The 15,603-nt window shown below is 60.7% G+C and carries 15 protein-coding genes and 1 pseudogene; 10 read left to right on the top strand and 6 right to left on the bottom strand.

Annotated elements, in window-relative coordinates:
- Positions 1-314: 314 nt before the first annotated feature.
- Both D0544_RS13445 and yfbR read left to right on the top strand, forming a co-directional pair.
- Entirely contained in the window at positions 315-3,518 is a 3,204-nt protein-coding gene (locus D0544_RS13445; RefSeq protein WP_125016978.1) for an adenylate/guanylate cyclase domain-containing protein, read from the top strand.
- 96 nt (positions 3,519-3,614) lie between these two features.
- The gene (gene yfbR, locus D0544_RS13450; RefSeq protein WP_125016980.1) at positions 3,615-4,202 is read left to right on the top strand and encodes a 5'-deoxynucleotidase; all 588 of its coding nucleotides are present in this window, start codon (positions 3,615-3,617) and stop codon (positions 4,200-4,202) included.
- A 3-nt stretch (positions 4,203-4,205) separates the two neighbouring features.
- Here yfbR and queD read toward each other — a convergent pair whose 3' ends face one another.
- The 3 genes and pseudogenes from queD to queC form a co-directional block, all read right to left on the bottom strand.
- Complete coding sequence (gene queD, locus D0544_RS13455; protein ID WP_125016982.1) at positions 4,206-4,562, bottom strand: 6-carboxytetrahydropterin synthase QueD; 357 nt, start codon at positions 4,560-4,562, stop codon at positions 4,206-4,208.
- Positions 4,562-5,218, bottom strand: a complete 657-nt coding sequence (gene queE, locus D0544_RS13460; protein ID WP_125016984.1) for a 7-carboxy-7-deazaguanine synthase — start codon at positions 5,216-5,218, stop codon at positions 4,562-4,564. The genes queD and queE overlap by 1 nt, the downstream gene beginning before the upstream one ends.
- A gap of 12 nt (positions 5,219-5,230) precedes the next feature.
- Positions 5,231-5,905, bottom strand: a pseudogene (gene queC / locus D0544_RS13465) (7-cyano-7-deazaguanine synthase QueC); the annotation flags it as partial.
- Between the two features lie 226 nt (positions 5,906-6,131).
- On the opposite strand from queC, the gene D0544_RS13470 reads away from it, so the two are divergent.
- Positions 6,132-7,583 (top strand): C13 family peptidase, encoded by a 1,452-nt coding sequence (locus D0544_RS13470; protein ID WP_243647367.1) that lies wholly within the window; start codon positions 6,132-6,134, stop codon positions 7,581-7,583.
- Positions 7,584-7,591: 8 nt separating this feature from the next.
- On the opposite strand, the gene D0544_RS13475 is transcribed toward D0544_RS13470, so the two are convergent.
- Positions 7,592-8,182, bottom strand: a complete 591-nt coding sequence (locus tag D0544_RS13475; protein WP_125016990.1) for an opioid growth factor receptor-related protein — start codon at positions 8,180-8,182, stop codon at positions 7,592-7,594.
- Positions 8,183-8,316: 134 nt separating this feature from the next.
- Here D0544_RS13475 and D0544_RS13480 point away from each other — a divergent pair, with 134 nt between their 5' ends.
- From D0544_RS13480 to D0544_RS13490, 3 genes are all read left to right on the top strand, one after another.
- Positions 8,317-8,664 carry a hypothetical protein gene (locus D0544_RS13480; protein WP_125016992.1) on the top strand — a complete coding sequence of 116 codons (348 nt, stop codon included), beginning with the start codon at positions 8,317-8,319 and terminating at the stop codon, positions 8,662-8,664.
- Between the two features lie 148 nt (positions 8,665-8,812).
- Positions 8,813-9,286: a cupredoxin domain-containing protein gene (locus tag D0544_RS13485; protein ID WP_207905884.1), complete on the top strand. Its 474-nt coding sequence runs from the start codon at positions 8,813-8,815 to the stop codon at positions 9,284-9,286.
- Positions 9,287-9,346: 60 nt separating this feature from the next.
- Entirely contained in the window at positions 9,347-11,032 is a 1,686-nt protein-coding gene (locus D0544_RS13490) for a diguanylate cyclase (RefSeq protein WP_125016994.1), read from the top strand.
- A 48-nt stretch (positions 11,033-11,080) separates the two neighbouring features.
- Here the strand turns inward: D0544_RS13490 and D0544_RS13495 are convergent, their stop codons facing one another.
- Positions 11,081-11,536: a bacteriohemerythrin gene (locus D0544_RS13495; protein ID WP_125016996.1), complete on the bottom strand. Its 456-nt coding sequence runs from the start codon at positions 11,534-11,536 to the stop codon at positions 11,081-11,083.
- Positions 11,537-11,797: 261 nt separating this feature from the next.
- Between D0544_RS13495 and D0544_RS13500 the strand changes: the two genes are divergently transcribed.
- Positions 11,798-12,187: a DUF4870 family protein gene (locus D0544_RS13500; protein ID WP_125016998.1), complete on the top strand. Its 390-nt coding sequence runs from the start codon at positions 11,798-11,800 to the stop codon at positions 12,185-12,187.
- Positions 12,188-12,205: 18 nt separating this feature from the next.
- Positions 12,206-12,445 (top strand): TIGR02647 family protein, encoded by a 240-nt coding sequence (locus D0544_RS13505; protein WP_125017000.1) that lies wholly within the window; start codon positions 12,206-12,208, stop codon positions 12,443-12,445.
- 149 nt (positions 12,446-12,594) lie between these two features.
- Here the strand turns inward: D0544_RS13505 and D0544_RS13510 are convergent, their stop codons facing one another.
- Entirely contained in the window at positions 12,595-13,524 is a 930-nt protein-coding gene (locus D0544_RS13510) for a LysR substrate-binding domain-containing protein (RefSeq protein WP_125017002.1), read from the bottom strand.
- A 181-nt stretch (positions 13,525-13,705) separates the two neighbouring features.
- Here D0544_RS13510 and D0544_RS13515 point away from each other — a divergent pair, with 181 nt between their 5' ends.
- Both D0544_RS13515 and D0544_RS13520 read left to right on the top strand, forming a co-directional pair.
- Positions 13,706-14,266 (top strand): TRAP transporter small permease, encoded by a 561-nt coding sequence (locus D0544_RS13515; protein WP_125017004.1) that lies wholly within the window; start codon positions 13,706-13,708, stop codon positions 14,264-14,266.
- On the top strand, positions 14,259-15,557 hold the full coding sequence (locus D0544_RS13520) for a TRAP transporter large permease (RefSeq protein WP_125017006.1): 1,299 nt from the start codon (positions 14,259-14,261) through the stop codon (positions 15,555-15,557). The genes D0544_RS13515 and D0544_RS13520 overlap by 8 nt, the downstream gene beginning before the upstream one ends.
- The last annotated feature ends 46 nt before the right edge of the window (positions 15,558-15,603 follow it).

Below are 15,603 nucleotides of genomic sequence, written 5' to 3' on the forward strand. Positions count from 1 at the left end.
AAGCGAATGCTTATACGACTATGGTACTAGCCGTAAGCTGTCTGAGAAGATCGCTCATTATTGCGCGTCGATCTGATTGATCTATATCAACTGAGCTAGGCTCACAGAAGGGGTTGTCGATGGGTGCGGCACGCTTTTGTCGCGGTCGGCAACACCCTGGCGGGCGGGCGCTGCATCTCCCCAACTTCAGGTTCTGGGTCTCGGGACGGTTGCGGGTTGAGCGCCGGGAGTGACCGTTCTAACCGCCATCTCCAGGGGGTGATCCTATCAAAGGACGCGTACATGATCCGCTCTACTGTTCGGCCTGTGGGTCGATGGCGGACCCCTCTCACTCCCGATCCCGCTGCTGGGACTGTGATACCCCCCTGCCCAGGTCCTGTTCGGCCTGCGGCCAGCTGTGCGTGATTGGCCAGACCTTCTGCGGGAGCTGCGGCCATAAGCTGACCGGACTCGAGGCTCGGGACCGGGAAGCGCTGGCGGAAAGGCGGCAGCTGACGGTGATGTTTTGCGACCTGGTCGGCTCGACGGCGCTTTCCCAGCGGTTGGATCCGGAGGATCTGCGGGAGCTGATCCATGCCTACCAGCAGCTGTGCCGGGAGCGAGTCACCCAGTTCGGTGGTTACATTGCCCGCTATATGGGAGACGGGGTGCTGGTTTACTTTGGCTACCCCCGGGCCCATGAGCTGGATGTGGAGCGGGCGGTGCGGGCGGGGCTGGCCATCGCGGAGTCGGTGGGCCGCATTGTGGTGGGCGAACATCCGCCCCTTAGTGTACGGGTGGGGATCGAAACCGGGCTGGTGGTGGCGGGCGATATCATTGGGGAGGGGGAGTCCCAGGAACACAGTGTGCTGGGGGATACCCCCAATCTGGCGGCGCGCCTGCAAGCGCTCGCCCGCCCCGGCAGCGTCGTGGTGGGGCCTGGAACCTACCGCCTGATCAGCCGGCGCTTTCGACTGCAGGCGCTCGGCGAGCACTCGCTAAAGGGGATGAGTCTGCCGGTCCCGGCGTACAGGGTCGAGGGGGCTTTGGAGCATGCCCGCAGTGATCCCTCGGTACCGGTTCTGGGGCGCCAGCCGGAGATCGACCTGCTGGCGGGACGGTTACTGGAGTCGGGGCAGCAGGGTGCTGTGCTGCTGCTGGAGGGGGAGTCGGGCCTCGGTAAGTCGCGACTGGTCCGCCATCTGGTGGGGCTTGCCTCAGGGCGCTTTGAGCGTGCCGTCCTGCACTGCTCTCCCTTCTACTCCAACCGTCCGCTCTACCCGGTGCGGCGCCACTGGAATAACCTCTTGGGGATGCAGGGGACAGCGGACAGGTCGCGAGCGCTGCGGCAGCTGTGTGAAGCCCATGGTGTTCGCAACCCGGAGTTGCTGGAATGGCTGGAGCGCGCCTTACTGATCGGCGACACCACGGCCAGCGATGGAGCCAGCGAAACACTGGTCGGGTTCAGGGATGTGCGCAGGGTTCAGCAGGAGCGCAATGAGATGCTGTCTGCCCTGCAAGAGGTGGTGTTGAGGTTCAGCCATCATAAGCCCCTGCTGCTGGTGGTGGAGGATGCCCACTGGGTCGACTCGAGCACCGCAGAATTTCTGCGGCGGCTGTGCCAGCGTCCGGAACGGGTGGGGCTGGCGATCCTGGTCACCTCCCGTGAACCACTTGACTGGATGCCGGAGGTGGAGGGGCGGTTCCTGCGGGTCGGCCTGCAACCCCTGGATCCGCTTTCGGCCCAGGCACTGGTGGCGGCCGTGGCAGGCGGCCGGACACTGCCACCCCTGACCTGTGAAACCATTGTCCAGCGCTCGGGCGGCTCGCCTCTTTACGTGGAGGAGCTCACCAAGGCCGTGCTGGATGCTTCGCAGCAGGGGGAGGGAGCGCAGCGGGTGCCCTCCTCACTGGAGGACTCGCTGCGGGCCCGGCTTGACCGGTTGGGCCCCAGTAAGGCGATAGCCCAGTTTTTGGCGGTGCTGGGCCGCCACTTCAGCCACCGCCTGGTGATGGCCTGTGCCCCCTTCGGGCGGGCGGAGTGCGAGCGGGGCCTGGGGCAGCTGCTCGAGGCCGGCTTGCTGATGGGCACCGGAAGGGGGGAGCGACGGGGTTATGCCTTTCGTCACTCGATGGTGCAGGAGGTCGCCTATGCCTCGCTGCTGAACCGTACGCGGCGGGGACACCATCGGCGTATAGCCGAGCGCATCCTGCAGCGATTGCCGGAGTTGGCATCCAGCGCCCCCGATATGCTGGCGTCGCATTTTGACCAGGGGCAGCGATATACAGAGGCGATCGAATACTGGTACCAGGCTGGCTTGCAGGCAGCAGCCAGCTGGGCTCATGTGGAAGCCGTGAACCACTTTAACCTGGCCCTTAAACGGCTGGAGGCGCAGGGGGACCCCTCCCCTCTGGCGGAGCGGGAGCTGGCGATACGCATTGAGCTGGTACGCTCGCTGCGGGTGCTTGAACGGGTGGATGAGGGGCTTGAGCAGTTGCCACCGGCGATGCGTGTGGCCCGCCAACTGGGGGGCGGTGAGGCGATGGCCATGCTGCAGAACCTGCAGGGCAACCTGCAGTTCTCGCGGGGGGATATAGAGGCCTGCCTGCTGAGTCACGGGCAGGCGTTGGAGACGGCGCGCAGTATCGGTTCTGTCGCCGCCCAGGTGCAGGCCTTAAGCGGCATTGGCGATGCCAACCTGTTGCGGGGGATGCTGGTGACGGCGGAGCAGGCCTACGACCGATGCCTGGCACTGTGCAGTGGAGAGGCGTTGCGACCTTTACGCTCACCGAACCTGTGCCTGCGGGGACATATGCGGCTCTACCTTAACCGGCTGCCCGAGTCGGAGGAGGATATCCGTGAAGCGATTGGGCTGGCTCTGGAGCTGCAGGATAAGCGCACCGAGATGATTGCCCGCGGCAGCTGCCTCGCCAAAACCCTGTGCGAGCAGGCCCGTTATGAGAGTGCTTGCCAGGAGCTGGAAAGCGCGTTGGAGGTTGCCTGCGGCCTGAAGGCGGAACGCTTTGAGGCGCTCTACCGGTTGTTCCTGGTGCGGGCGCGCTATGGAGCCGGTGTGGCGGGGGACCTTAACCCCCTGGCAGACCAGGCGATTGAGATCGCTGAAGCGACCGGCTTTGGCTATGTAGGCGCTATCGTGTTTGGTGCTAAAGCCCTGGTGGCTCCCGACCGGGAGGCATGCCAGAGGGCGTTACGGTCAGGCGAAACCCTGTTGACCTCGACGGCCCCCAGCCAGAACCACCTCTGGTTTTTGCGTGATGCGATCGAAGTATCACTGCGGGATGCGCAGTGGCGGCAGGCCCAGTATTACGCGGCCCGGCTCGAGCAGTACACGCGGCGCCAGCCGCTGGCGTGGGCGACGCTCTATATTGACCTGGTGGCCCTCTGCTTGAGCGCGCGCTCCGCTGCTCGCCCCGAGGGGGTGGAAAAACAGGTGCAGGGGTTTCGTCGGCGCTGCGGGGACGGGGGAATGCAGGCGGCGCTGCAACTACTGGAGCGGATTGAGGGCCGCTCGCCTTAACAGCGGCCTGGCGCCCCTTTTCCACTTTGGTACGCTTTGCATTTGCCGGTGTATCCGACACACTGCAAGTAAGTCGAGTCTCAAGGGAGCTGGAGTATGACAGAGGGCAGTGAGTTTCTGACCCGCATCCGCAAGCTGAAGTGGATCAACCGCTGGGGGCTGTCGAAGAACCTGGTGGCGGAAAACGTGATGGAGCACAGCTGGGAGGTGGCGGTGATCGCGCACCTGCTGGGGCTGCTGGCGCGCCGCAACGGCGAGCGGGTGGACCCGGCACAGCTGGCGCTGGCGGGCCTCTACCATGACGCCACCGAGTCCCTCACCGGCGATCTCCCCACCCCGGTCAAGTACCACTCTCCGCAGCTGCAGCAGGCCTACAAGGCGCTCGAACACGAGGCGGTGGAGATGCTGTCGGCGGATCTGGCGCCGGACCTGGGGGCCGAGATACGTGCGCTGTTGTCGGGGGAGCATCTCAACGAGAAGGAGGCGCAGCTGCTCAAGGCGGCGGATATGGTCGCCGCCTACCTCAAGGCGGAGGAGGAGCGCGACGCGGGGAATAATAGCTATGAACGGCCGCTGGGCTACCTGCGCGAGCGCATGGAAAAACTCAGCTGCCCCGAGGTGGAGCAGCTGTTTGCGGAGTTCATCAATATAGAGACCCGCTCCCGGGGACCCATCCGGGAGTGATTCTTAGTCACCTCTATAGACGCAGCCGCAGGTGCAGGTTTCTTTTACCTCGACCCGGCTGAGTAGCTCGAGCCCGGGCTTGAGTTGTTGCCAGATCCAGCGCGCCAGCACCTCGCTGGTGGGGTTGTCCAGCCCCTCGATCTCATTCAGGTAGTGGTGATCGAGGCGCTCGTAGATCGGCTTAAAAGCGGCTTTGAGGTCGGCGAAGTCGAGGATCCAGCCGGTGTGGGAATCTACCTCGCCGCTGACCACGATGCGCACCTGGAAGGAGTGGCCATGCAGGCGTCCACATTTGTGCCCGTCGGGAACGTTGGGTAACCGGTGAGCCGCTTCAAAAGTGAAATCTTTATATATTTCCATTATTCAATGCCTATCATTTTGTGGGTCTGCAGGCTAAGGCGCCACTGGGGATGCTGCAGGCAGTAGTCGATGGTTGAGCGCAGGGCAGTCTCGTCACCGGGCTGCCCTGCGAGCCCTGCAACAGATGCCATTGGTTGCAGATAAAAATGACTGAATTTCATTTTATCGAAGCGCCCGGGCAGGGCCTGCGGCTGTGGGTAGACCAGTTTCAGCTCGTCCCCCTCGGTGACCACCAGCTCGGTGTTGCCCTTGGGGCTGACGCAGACCCAGTCGATCCCCTGCGGCAGCGGGCGGGTACCGTTGGTCTCGATGGCCACCTCAAAGCCCTGGGTATGGAGGGCGTCGACCAGGGCTGGGTCGAGCTGCAGGGCCGGCTCGCCACCGGTAAGGATCACGTAGGGGATGCCTGGCCCGTTGAGGGTTGGCCAGAGCGACCTGAGGTGGCGGGCGAGCTGGTCGGCGTCGCGAAACTTGCCGCCGTTCTGGCCGTCGCTGCCAACAAAGGCGGTATCGCAAAAGTCACAAACGGCGCCAGCGCGGTCGCGTTCGCGCCCCGACCAGAGGTTGCAGCCGCTGAAGCGACAGAATACCGCGGGTCGACCGCTGTGGGCACCCTCACCCTGTAGTGAGTAGAAAGCCTCCTTGATGCTGTACATGGAGACTCCCGCCTACTCGTAGGGTAAAGGGTCGGTGGCCTGGTTGAGGCTGAAGGCCTCCAGGCGCTCGCAGCAGGAGCCGCACTTGCCGCAGGCTTTTTCGCGGCCGTTGTAGCAGGTCCAGGTGTCGGCGTAGTCAAGGCCGCGGGCCAGCCCCCAGCGCAGGATCTCGATCTTGTCCTGCTCGAGGAAAGGGCTGACGATCTCCACCGGCTCGAAGTTGGCGATGCGGGTGACGCTGTTCATGGCCTCGACAAACTCGGGGCGGCAGTCGGGGTAGATGGTGTGATCGCCGGAATGGGCGCCGTAAAATACCCGGTCGGCGCCAATCGAGACCGCATAGCCCACCGCCAGCGACAGCAGAATCATGTTGCGGTTGGGCACCACGGTGCTCTTCATATTTTCGGCGGTGTAGTGCCCCTCGGCCACCTCGATCTCGCTGGAGGTAAGGGAGGAACCCTGCAGCAGGGCGTTGATGGACGTAATATCCGAAACAAGGTGGGGTACCCCCAGGCGTGAGCAGACCCGGCGGGCATAGTCGAGCTCGCGCTGGTGGCGCTGGCCGTAGTTAAAGCTGAGGGCGTGCACCTCGAGCCCCTCTTCGATGGCCCGGTGCAGCACGGTAAAGGAGTCCATTCCCCCGGAATAGATAACAACCACTTTTTTGTTCATGAGGGACCTGCTGGATAGTGCATGGCGCTCGCGCGGGTATGGCGTTCGGTGAGGCGAGCAAAAGTGGCCACATTTTATCCGATCAGCCCCTGAAAATCGATGCGGGCAGAGGCTCCGGCGGTTGCGGCTTGTACGCATCGCCCGAGGCGGCCCTACGGGTGCTGGGCAAGCGGGGCGAACTATGGTGCACTTAGCTCACTCACAGCGGTGAGCGACAGCAGGAGGAGCGGGTGTGAAGGGAATGGGTGGTCTGTGGGCGAATCTCAAGACAGGGGGGCGGCTGTTGTTTCTGCGCCCCCTGCAGGCGGCGCAGCTGGCGGTCTCTTTCGACCAGCTGCTGGCGCTGGTGTTGATCGACCTGGGATTGCAGATTACCGGCGACTGGCTGCAGGCCCCTGCAACGGCCCAGTTCAACCCCTGGTCGCTGCTCTACAGCTGCGCGGGCTGGACCCTGGTGGGGCTGGCGGCCTGGCTGGTGAGCCGTTTTCTGCGGCGGCGCGAGCTGTTGCTGCCCCTCTTGGTCGGGCTCTACTCGCTGTTGCCCCTGCTGCACCTGATCCAGTGGCTGGGGGTAGCGGTTGAGAGCGCCTCCCTGGCCATTGAAGGGTTGGCCCCGGCGCTGGCTGCACTGGTGCTGCTGGGGCTGGCCGTTGGCCTGCAGCGACTGCTGAGATGGAAGGGGGTTGCCCCCCTGCGGGCCTCCTTCTCGGCCCTGCTGCTGTTGCTGCTGTGGTTACCCCTGACCGCTACCTACGCCCCCTACGCGGGGTTTTGGCTGGCACCCTATGAGGTGGGTGAAGAGGCCATCGTGCCGGCGACGGCCCCCTATGCCCCCCTGGATGCCGAAACCCTGCTCATGGCCCAGCACCAGCAGCTCACTAAGGCCCTTAACGGGCTGGAACCGCAGCGCCCGGGGGTAACCGACCTCTACTTTATGGCCTATGCACCCTTTGCCAGCGAGACGGTGTTTCTCAGCGAGGTGCAGATCATCCGCCGCCTGCTGGAGCAGCGGTTCGATGCCCAGGGTCGCGCCCTGACGTTGGTGAACCACAGTGACACCTTTTTGCAGCAGCCACTGGCCACCGCCGCTAACTTGCGGTTGGCGCTGCAGGGGCTGGGACAGCTGATGGACCCTGAGGAGGATGTTCTGGTGCTCTACCTGACCTCCCACGGTTCACCGGATCATCGGTTAGCCGCCGAGTTTGGCGAGCTGCCGCTGACGGAGCTGACGCCCGGCTATCTGGCGCGCCTGCTGGAGCAGACGGGTATCCGCTGGCAGGTGGTGCTGGTCTCCGCCTGCTATGGCGGCGGCTATCTGCCCTACCTGGAGGGGGAGAGTCGCTTTGTGGCGGCGGCAGCGGCGGCGGACCGCACCTCCTTCGGTTGCGGTAACGACCATGACATGACCTATTTCGGTAACGCTCTTTTCCGTGAGCAGCTCAGCCAGGAGTTTTCGCTCATCAAGGCCATGCGGCAGGCCCAGCGCTCGATCCTGGAGCGCGAGCGGCAGGAGAGCTTGCCCCCGTCCCTGCCGGAGTTCCGGGTGGGGGAGGCGATGGCGATCAAATGGCAGCAGTTGAGCGAGCGACTGGCGGGCGTTGCGTGCTCCCGCACAGATAAGCCCCTGGTGGAGGCGGATGATCCGCAGCGGGCGCAGGAATATTGCAAGAGAGCGGCCGCCGCCTCCCCCTGATGTGCCCGCTAGCGGGGCAGGCTCAGTTCGATCTCTTCGATGCTGGGGGCGCAGTCGGGCAGCAGCGGCTCCCGGGTGCTGGCCCCCTTCCAGTAGGGTACGGCCTCCAGCTGGGCGGGATCGAGCCCGTGCTGGCGCAGGCGGTTGACCAGGTAGTTGAACAGCTCATAGGCGATGGGCACCTGCCCCAGGCAGCTCAGGCAACCCAGTACCCGACTGATACGCAGCTGGTTGTGGCTGGCCGGGCAGCACCAGAGCGGCTCCTGCTCCCCGGCCAGTTCGTTGGGGCTGAAGTGCAGCTGTCGGCGGACTATTCCCCAGAAATGGGCGATGCAGTCGAGGGAGGTCAAGAGTTCACTTTCGGCGTTGGGGTGGGCCATAAAGCGACGGGCCAGTGCCGGGGTCAGCAGGGGCGATTGCTGGTTGGCACCGCTGGCCTCGGGCAGGGGAAATAACCACTGCACATAGTCGTGGGTTCCCTCCAGCCAGCTGAAACGCTGGCTACGGATATGGGCCAGAGTACGACCGCGGTTATCTTCGCCACCGTGCAGGTAAAACTGCAGCCATTGCAGTTGCATGGGATTCAGGCGTGAGTCCATGGGAAAAACCTCGTACAACACTCAACATTGAGTGTAGACCCTTTGTATTTTCATGGCAGCCCCCCCCTCTGCTGGGCAGGGAGGGTTCCCGGTAGTATGCTAACCGGTTGACGCGAAATTAACTCGAGAACCCCGTGAAACACCCGCCCAGCAAACAGGACGTACGCCAGCAGTTGCAGAAGGAGATGGAGGAGTTCCTCTCCGGTGGCGGGGAGGTGCGCCAGATCCCCCGCGGCCAGTCAGCGATTGCGCCGGGGGAGTTGCCACCGGGACTGGGGCGCAAGATCGCGCCCGGCCCTCCGGCTCCCAAGCGGGAGTCGCTGCTGCACGTCACCCAGGCGATCGATGAGCGCCGCCGCCAGCGACAGCAGCACCGCACCCCTAAAATGCCCCGCAAAGCCGACCGCAGCCCCCGCAAAGTGCCTGTGTATGATGACTTTGGCGAGGTGGTGCGTTGGGAGTGGCGTTCCCCCAAATCCTGAGCATGGCCTGGTGGGTTTGTGATTTTAGTCACAGTTCTCATGCTGTTGCCAATGGGTGCTATATTGGACCGAGCGACTGCAATATGGTTACGCCTGCGAAATTGACAACAGCCTCGTCCTGCGCGGACGAAGGAACAAGGAGAGCAACGTGAACGCAATGGTTAAAACAGGATTGTCGGTACTGCTGCTGGGACTGTCGGCGCTAGCCGGAGCGGCTGATTACATCACCAACGCCTCGGAGATTGTCGGCAAGACCAATTGGGAGACGATGGAAACGGTCCGGGTCACCATCGGTGAGCAGGGAGACAAGCTATTCTACAAACCCAGCGATCTGCGTTTTAAAGCCGGCCAGCCCTACAAACTGGAACTGGTCAACAAGGGTAAGAAGAAGCATTACTTCACCGCCGAATCTTTCTTTCGCAATATTGCTACCCGCAAGGTACAGTCGGATAAGGATGGTGAGATCAAGGCACCCTACTTTCTGGCGCTGGAAGTGATGCCCAAGGGTGGCAAGCTGGATCTCTATTTTGTGCCGGTAACCCCGGGAGAGTACCAGGTGATCTGTACCATTGATGACCATGTCGACCGGGGGATGCACGGCACTCTGACCATTGAGCCTTAGGGGCAAACTTTCGTGCTGTATATAGGCCCGGGAGAGCGCCTCGATGCTGGAGGTGATGGGGTGATATTCAGAAAAATCGGCCACCGGATTATCGTGGTGGTGGGGGCCGTCGTCATTGCCGGTCTGGTGGCAATGGCCCTGTTTTATGCAGAGAAACAGCGCGAGAGCATCATTGCCCAGAATGAAGAGGCGGCGAACAAAATGACCGGCAGCCTGATCAGGGTGCTGGAAACGGTGATGTTGGCGGGTTATGCCGATATCGCCCAGGCGTTCGCCAACAGTCTCAGGTCCATACCCGAGGTGCATGAGTTCCGTATCATGCGCACCAATGGGCTGGAAGCCTTCCGCGATAACACCACCATCAGTGCCGTTAACCTCTACCGGGGCGAAGAGGATTTCTTTCCCCGTGATGAGGAGATCGAGGTGCCGATCTACGCTGCCGATAACCCGCGGTTGAGAGAGGTGCTACAAAAAGGGGAGATGGTTCGCTATTACGATGTGGCTGCCAGCGGAGAGCGTTTCCTGACCTACCTGGTGCCCATCGAAAATAAAAACCAGTGTCACAAGTGCCACGGTGACAGCCAGCAGTATCGAGGCGTCATCAAGCTGACCTCCACCCTGGCGCGGGTGGATGCGGATATCACCAAGGCCTGGCAACAGTCGATGGCGGTACTGGCTATCGTGGTGACTTTCATCCTGCTGGTGACCTGGTGGCTGGTGCGCCGCTCCATTGTGCAGCCGATTCACCGTGTGACCGAGGCGATGGAGGCGGTTTCCCGAGGGGATATGAGCCAGAAGGTGCCGGTGTTGGGCAAAGATGAACTGGGCTCCATGGCGAAAAGCTTCAACCGCATGTCCAGCGAGTTGCAGTCCACCTACCTGGGTTTACACCATGAGCAGAACAAGCTCACCACCATCATTCTCAGCGCCCAGGAGGGGATCGTGGTCACCAACGCCCTCGGCGAGGTGGTATTGGTGAACCCGGCTGCGGAATACCTGTTGCAGAAAAGCCATGCCCAGATTGTGGAGGAGGGCTTTATGCAGGTGTTCGACAACGAGGCGCTGATGGCCTCCTGGCTGAAACTGTCGGAGCAGACCCTGGAGCCGATCATTTATGAGTACAAGGGAAGACTGCTCAGCACCTCCATCGCGACCATTCGTAATCCAGAGGGGCAGGTGGTCGGCTCCTCCGCCATGCTGCGGGATATCACCAACCAGAAAAAGTTGGAGGAGGAGTTGCGGGCCCTGTCGAACACCGACGGTTTGACCAAGCTGTTCAACCGCCGCTTCCTCGATGAGACCCTCAAGGCGGAGCTGGAGCGCTCCTACCGCTATGGAACCGAACTCGGCATCCTTATGTTTGACGTTGACCACTTCAAGAAATTCAACGATGAACATGGCCATGACCAGGGTGACCGTGTACTGCAGGTGATTGCGAGGGAGATGCGCCGGGTCAGTCGCAGCCTCGACTTCCCCTGCCGCTATGGCGGTGAGGAGTTCCTCATTATTCTGCCCAATACCTCAATGGAGGGGGCGATGGTCCTGGCCGAACGCCTGCGCGCGGATATTGCGGCGACGGTGGTGGACGGGTTGCAGGTCACCATCAGTATTGGCGTCTCCAGTGCACGCGACCACAAGCCGGTCGATGCCGCCGCCTTTATTGCCCTGGCCGATGGAGCGCTCTACGAGGCCAAGCGTGAAGGGCGCAATTGCGTACGCAGCGCCACCGCCCAGGCGGCCCACTAGGGACTCAGTGTCCGCCCCTGCAGGATGGCTGGGGGCGGGTGCTGGACTCTAGCCGAAAAAACGGTGCAGTGAGCGGGAAAGCCATCCCTGGTGCTCATGGCGCATGCGGCGCTCGTAGTCCTGCACCGCGTCGACGTAATCGCCGTCTTCGTTCTTGATGTGATTGAGGAGCCACTTTTGCAGGGTGGTGAGCAGCTCTTCGGCGACATCCTCGCCCGCTTCGTAGCGTTTGCAGAAACGATCTACACGGCTGATAAAGAGCTCGTGAACCTTTTTGTGGGGGGCGCAGAAGGAGTAATTCGCCTGCTCCATAAGCGCCTCTTCAAAGGCAAAATGGGAGATGGTGTAGTCAACGACCTCGTTGAGGACGTCTCCCACCGCCTCCCGGTTTCCATTTTCATGCGCGTCCTGTAACTGGTTGATGTAACCGACGATTCGCTTGTGCTGCTCGTCGATGATATCGATGCCTGTCTCCAGTTCGCTGCTCCAAGCCAGCTTCTCCATAGATCACATCCTCCTGTGTGAATTGTTGGCCTGTCTCCCGCAGGCTCTGCCCTGACCGCCACTACCAAGCATTGCTCACACTATAGGGCCGCTGAGGGCAAGCATGCTTTGATATATGTTAACGTTTTGGTGCGCACCGCCGCCGCTTGGGGGTGGGTGTGTGAAACTGTGCACCATCACCGGTCTGGCACTTGAAGGCGTGACAGGGGCACTCACCCGCTGCTACAGTGAATCGGTCCCCGCCGGAGTATTAATAGCCCTATGAGCGAACAGAGTCCTCCCGAATTTCCCGCCGACCTCAGTCGGGTTATGACGCCGCTCAGCGCGGATGAGAGTCGTCGATTGACCATTATCTACGCGCTCTATGCGGCCTCTTTCTTTGTGGGTATCACCTTTTTTGCCGGCCTGCTCTTCAATGTGTTGTGGAAGGCTGAATTCCACAGCGATCTCGCCCGCATCCACGCCCGCTGGCAGTTGCGTAGCGCACTGTTCGCTCTGCTCTGGTTTATTATCGGCGGCATGGCGATACTGCTGGTGGTCGGTTGGATATTGATGGGGATAGTGGGCATCTGGTTTATCTACCGCCTGGTGCGGGGGTGGCTCGCGCTGTCGGATCAGCAGCCTCCCAAACCGGGGTTTGGGTTATCTTGAGCAATTCTAGGAGTCGCTATGTCATTATCACAAACGCTGTTTGAAGAGATTCGGGTACTGATGCAGTTCAGCCCGGACAGTCTCCAGGAGGGGATCAAGGTGCACCACGACGCCGCCCCGGAGCTGGTGCAAGCCGCCCAGAGCCTGTACGACAAGGGTTTGATTGACCGCCACGACGGCGGCTACCTGACCGACCGAGGGCTGGAAGCCCTGCAGCACGCGCGGGCTCTGACCGGCTTGCTCTCCTCGGCGGATTAGGCGCTACAGACACCTCCCATCGCGTCGCCCGAAGGGGTTGGTCGCAAGCGCGCTGTAGTTTGGGTGTGTGAATGAAAAATGCCCCACAGGTTGAGTCCCGTGGGGCATTTTTTTGACCCTGTTATTTTTTCACGCGGTGTAAGCCTGGGTTAGGCATCTATCTGAAACAAACCGTCAGAGCTGTCCGATAGTTGCTTTAGCCTCTGCCGCAGCAGCTGGGTGAACTCTTTACCCAATTGAGACTGGGAGCGAGTCACTGGGTAGAGAATGTTGTAGTTAAATGTGATGGCGGGTTCAAAAGGCTTAACGATTAGCCCCAGCTTGGCATAGTGGATTGCCGTTGCCGGATCAACCAGGGAGACGCCACCTCCAGCCAAAACATAGGCGCATGCTACGTGGGATACCTGGGTATCAAACAACAACTTGCGTTGAACACCCGCCTTATCAAACACTTCGTCAACCTTGTAGCGCACACTCTGCTCGGTACCGAGGGAGACAAACTGCTCGCCCTCCAGGTCCTCCGGCAAGATCAGTGCTTTATCAGCGAGTCGATGAGCCGGAGGTAGAACACACAGCAGTGAGCTGCTGGCCAGGCTACGTACTTCAATGGCGGGGTCGGAAACCTTTATAGCCGAAATCCCAATATCGAAGTGCTGGTTGGCGATCCAGTCGGCCACCTGCTGGGAGCTGCGGACCTGTAGCGTGATCGCGACCCCTTCATGGTCAGCCATAAACTCGCTCACTACGCCGGGTAGAAAGTCTTGAGCCAGCGCCGGCATGCAGACAATCCGCAAGGTACCCCGGTGAAAAACTTTCAGCTCTTCAGCGGTACGCGCCAGTTTTTCCATGCCTACGAAAGACTTTTCCACCTCTTCGAACAGAATGGTCGCTTCCGGGGTGGGGATCAGGCGCTTCTTTTGCCGCTCAAACAGTTGAACGCCGACGCTCTCTTCAAAATCGCTCAGCAAACGACTCACCGCAGGCTGGGATATATAGAGAATCTCAGCGGCTCCGGTGGTGGTGCCGGCAATCATCACGGCTCGAAAGGCCTCCACCTGTCTGAAACTGATCCGTGCCATGTGCTGACCTTTCGTTAGAAACAAGCTGCCCAACGGCAGAAAGTTTATAGCATGATGTTATTAACTACAGAAAACAAACGATTTGATGTTATTTGATCCGGGATCCAAACTAATTCCCTATCAAACGAAGGCTTTCTCTGCGTAGATGGCCTCTAAAGACTCCGTTAAAAGAGATAAGAACATGGAGAAACTTTTTCGCTATACGCTAGCGGCGTTGATCAGCACTGTAGCGGGCTTTCAGTTCCTACAGGTGATCACTCGCTATGTCTTTGAAACACCGATTATGGGGTTAGAGGAGGTGGCGATGATTCCTACTCTCTGGCTCTATATCCTGGGCGCAGTCAACGCGTCGCGTGAAGATACCCAGATCCGAGCTAACGTGCTGGAGATCTTTCTCAGCACAGAGCGGGCTCGCCATATTCTGCTGGTGGTCTCGGAGACCTGCAGCCTGGTGATCTCCATCTGGCTGACCAGCTGGGCATGGAACTACTTCCGCTATGCGCTGCGTGTCGACAAGGAAACCCCGACCCTCTACCTGCCCACGCTCATCTACGAATCGGCCCTGTTTTTCGGCCTGCTGCTGATGACCCTGTACACCGCCTGGCACCTGTTGGGTCACCTGCGCGCGCTGCTCAGGGGCGGAGCCGGACTGGACACCCCGATTGATCACGAACACCCCCACACCAGCGAATTAGACGAATTCAAGGTGCTAGAACGGAGCGAGGATAAGAGTCATGGTTGAGATTGCCCTCCTTGCGTTTCTGGTGCTGATATTCCTGCTCAGCCTCGGTGTACCGCTACCGTACTGCTTTGGCGCCGGCCTGATGGTGATGACGCTGGTCGGCGACGCCACCATGAAGGGGATGATGTTGTGGGGGTTTAGTCAGCTCACCAATCCGGTGCTATTGGCGATACCGCTATTCGTGTTTGCCGGTACCATCATGAGTGTCAGTGGAATCGCCGCCAGCCTGCTTAAGTTCGTCAACGTCTTTGTCGGCCGTGTCCGCGGTGGCCTCGGAGTGGTGGCTTCTGTCAGCTGCGCCATTATCGGTGCTATCTCGGGTTCCGGCCTGACCGGCATTGCCGCCATCGGCCCGCTGCTCATCCCGGAGATGGAACGCAAGGGCTATCCCCGGGCTTATGCCACCGCGCTGATCGCCAACTCCTCGGTACTGGGGCTGCTGATCCCGCCGAGTGTAACCATGATCGTGTTTGGATGGGTCACCGAAACTTCCATTCTGGCCAGTTTCCTGGCCACCCTCGGGCCTGGTCTGCTGATCATGATCAACTTCGCCATTGTTAACCTGGTGATGGCGCGGAAGTTCCCGCTGGTGCTGGATCAGCAGATCGAGTTCGGTGAAATGATGAAGCAGGCCGGGCGCAACACGGTCCACGCGATCCCCGCTTTGTTGATGCCGGTCATCATTCTTGGTGGTATCTACGGTGGTGTGATGACGCCCACCGAAGCCGCTGCGGTGGCGGTCATCTACGCCCTGCCGGTGGGCTTTATGATCTATAAAGGGCTCACCTGGCAATCGTTCCTGGAGTCCGGCAAAGAGTCAGCGACCGCGGTCGGTGCCATCCTGATCATGATCCTGTTTAGCCTGATGCTGAGCCAGATCTTCGTCATGGAAGATATTCCTCAGGCGCTGGTTGAGGCGATTTTTGAGATCACGACCGACAAGACCCTGCTGCTCCTGCTGGTAACGCTGTTCCTGTTCCTGATCGGCATGGTCGTTAACGATATTACCGCCATCATTCTGACCGCGCCCCTGCTGATGCCACTGATGGAAGCGCTGGGGGTCAGCCCGATCCAGTTTGCCGCCATCATGGGCGTTACAACCGCCATGGGAGGGGTCACCCCTCCTTACGCCAGCATCCTCTACCTGGGTGCGCGTATCGGTAATGTGAAATTCACCGAGATCATCAAGCCGGCCATGCTGCTTCTGCTGTTTGGTTACCTGCCGGTGGTAGCGCTTGTGCTGATCTGGCCGGAATTGTCCGAGTTTATCCCTCAAATGATGGGGTACTAAGAGCAATGACAAAACATTCCACTGTGGAATATTAAAATAAAGAGGA

Source organism: Aestuariirhabdus litorea (assembly GCF_003864255.1).
GTDB lineage: Bacteria > Pseudomonadota > Gammaproteobacteria > Pseudomonadales > Aestuariirhabdaceae > Aestuariirhabdus > Aestuariirhabdus litorea.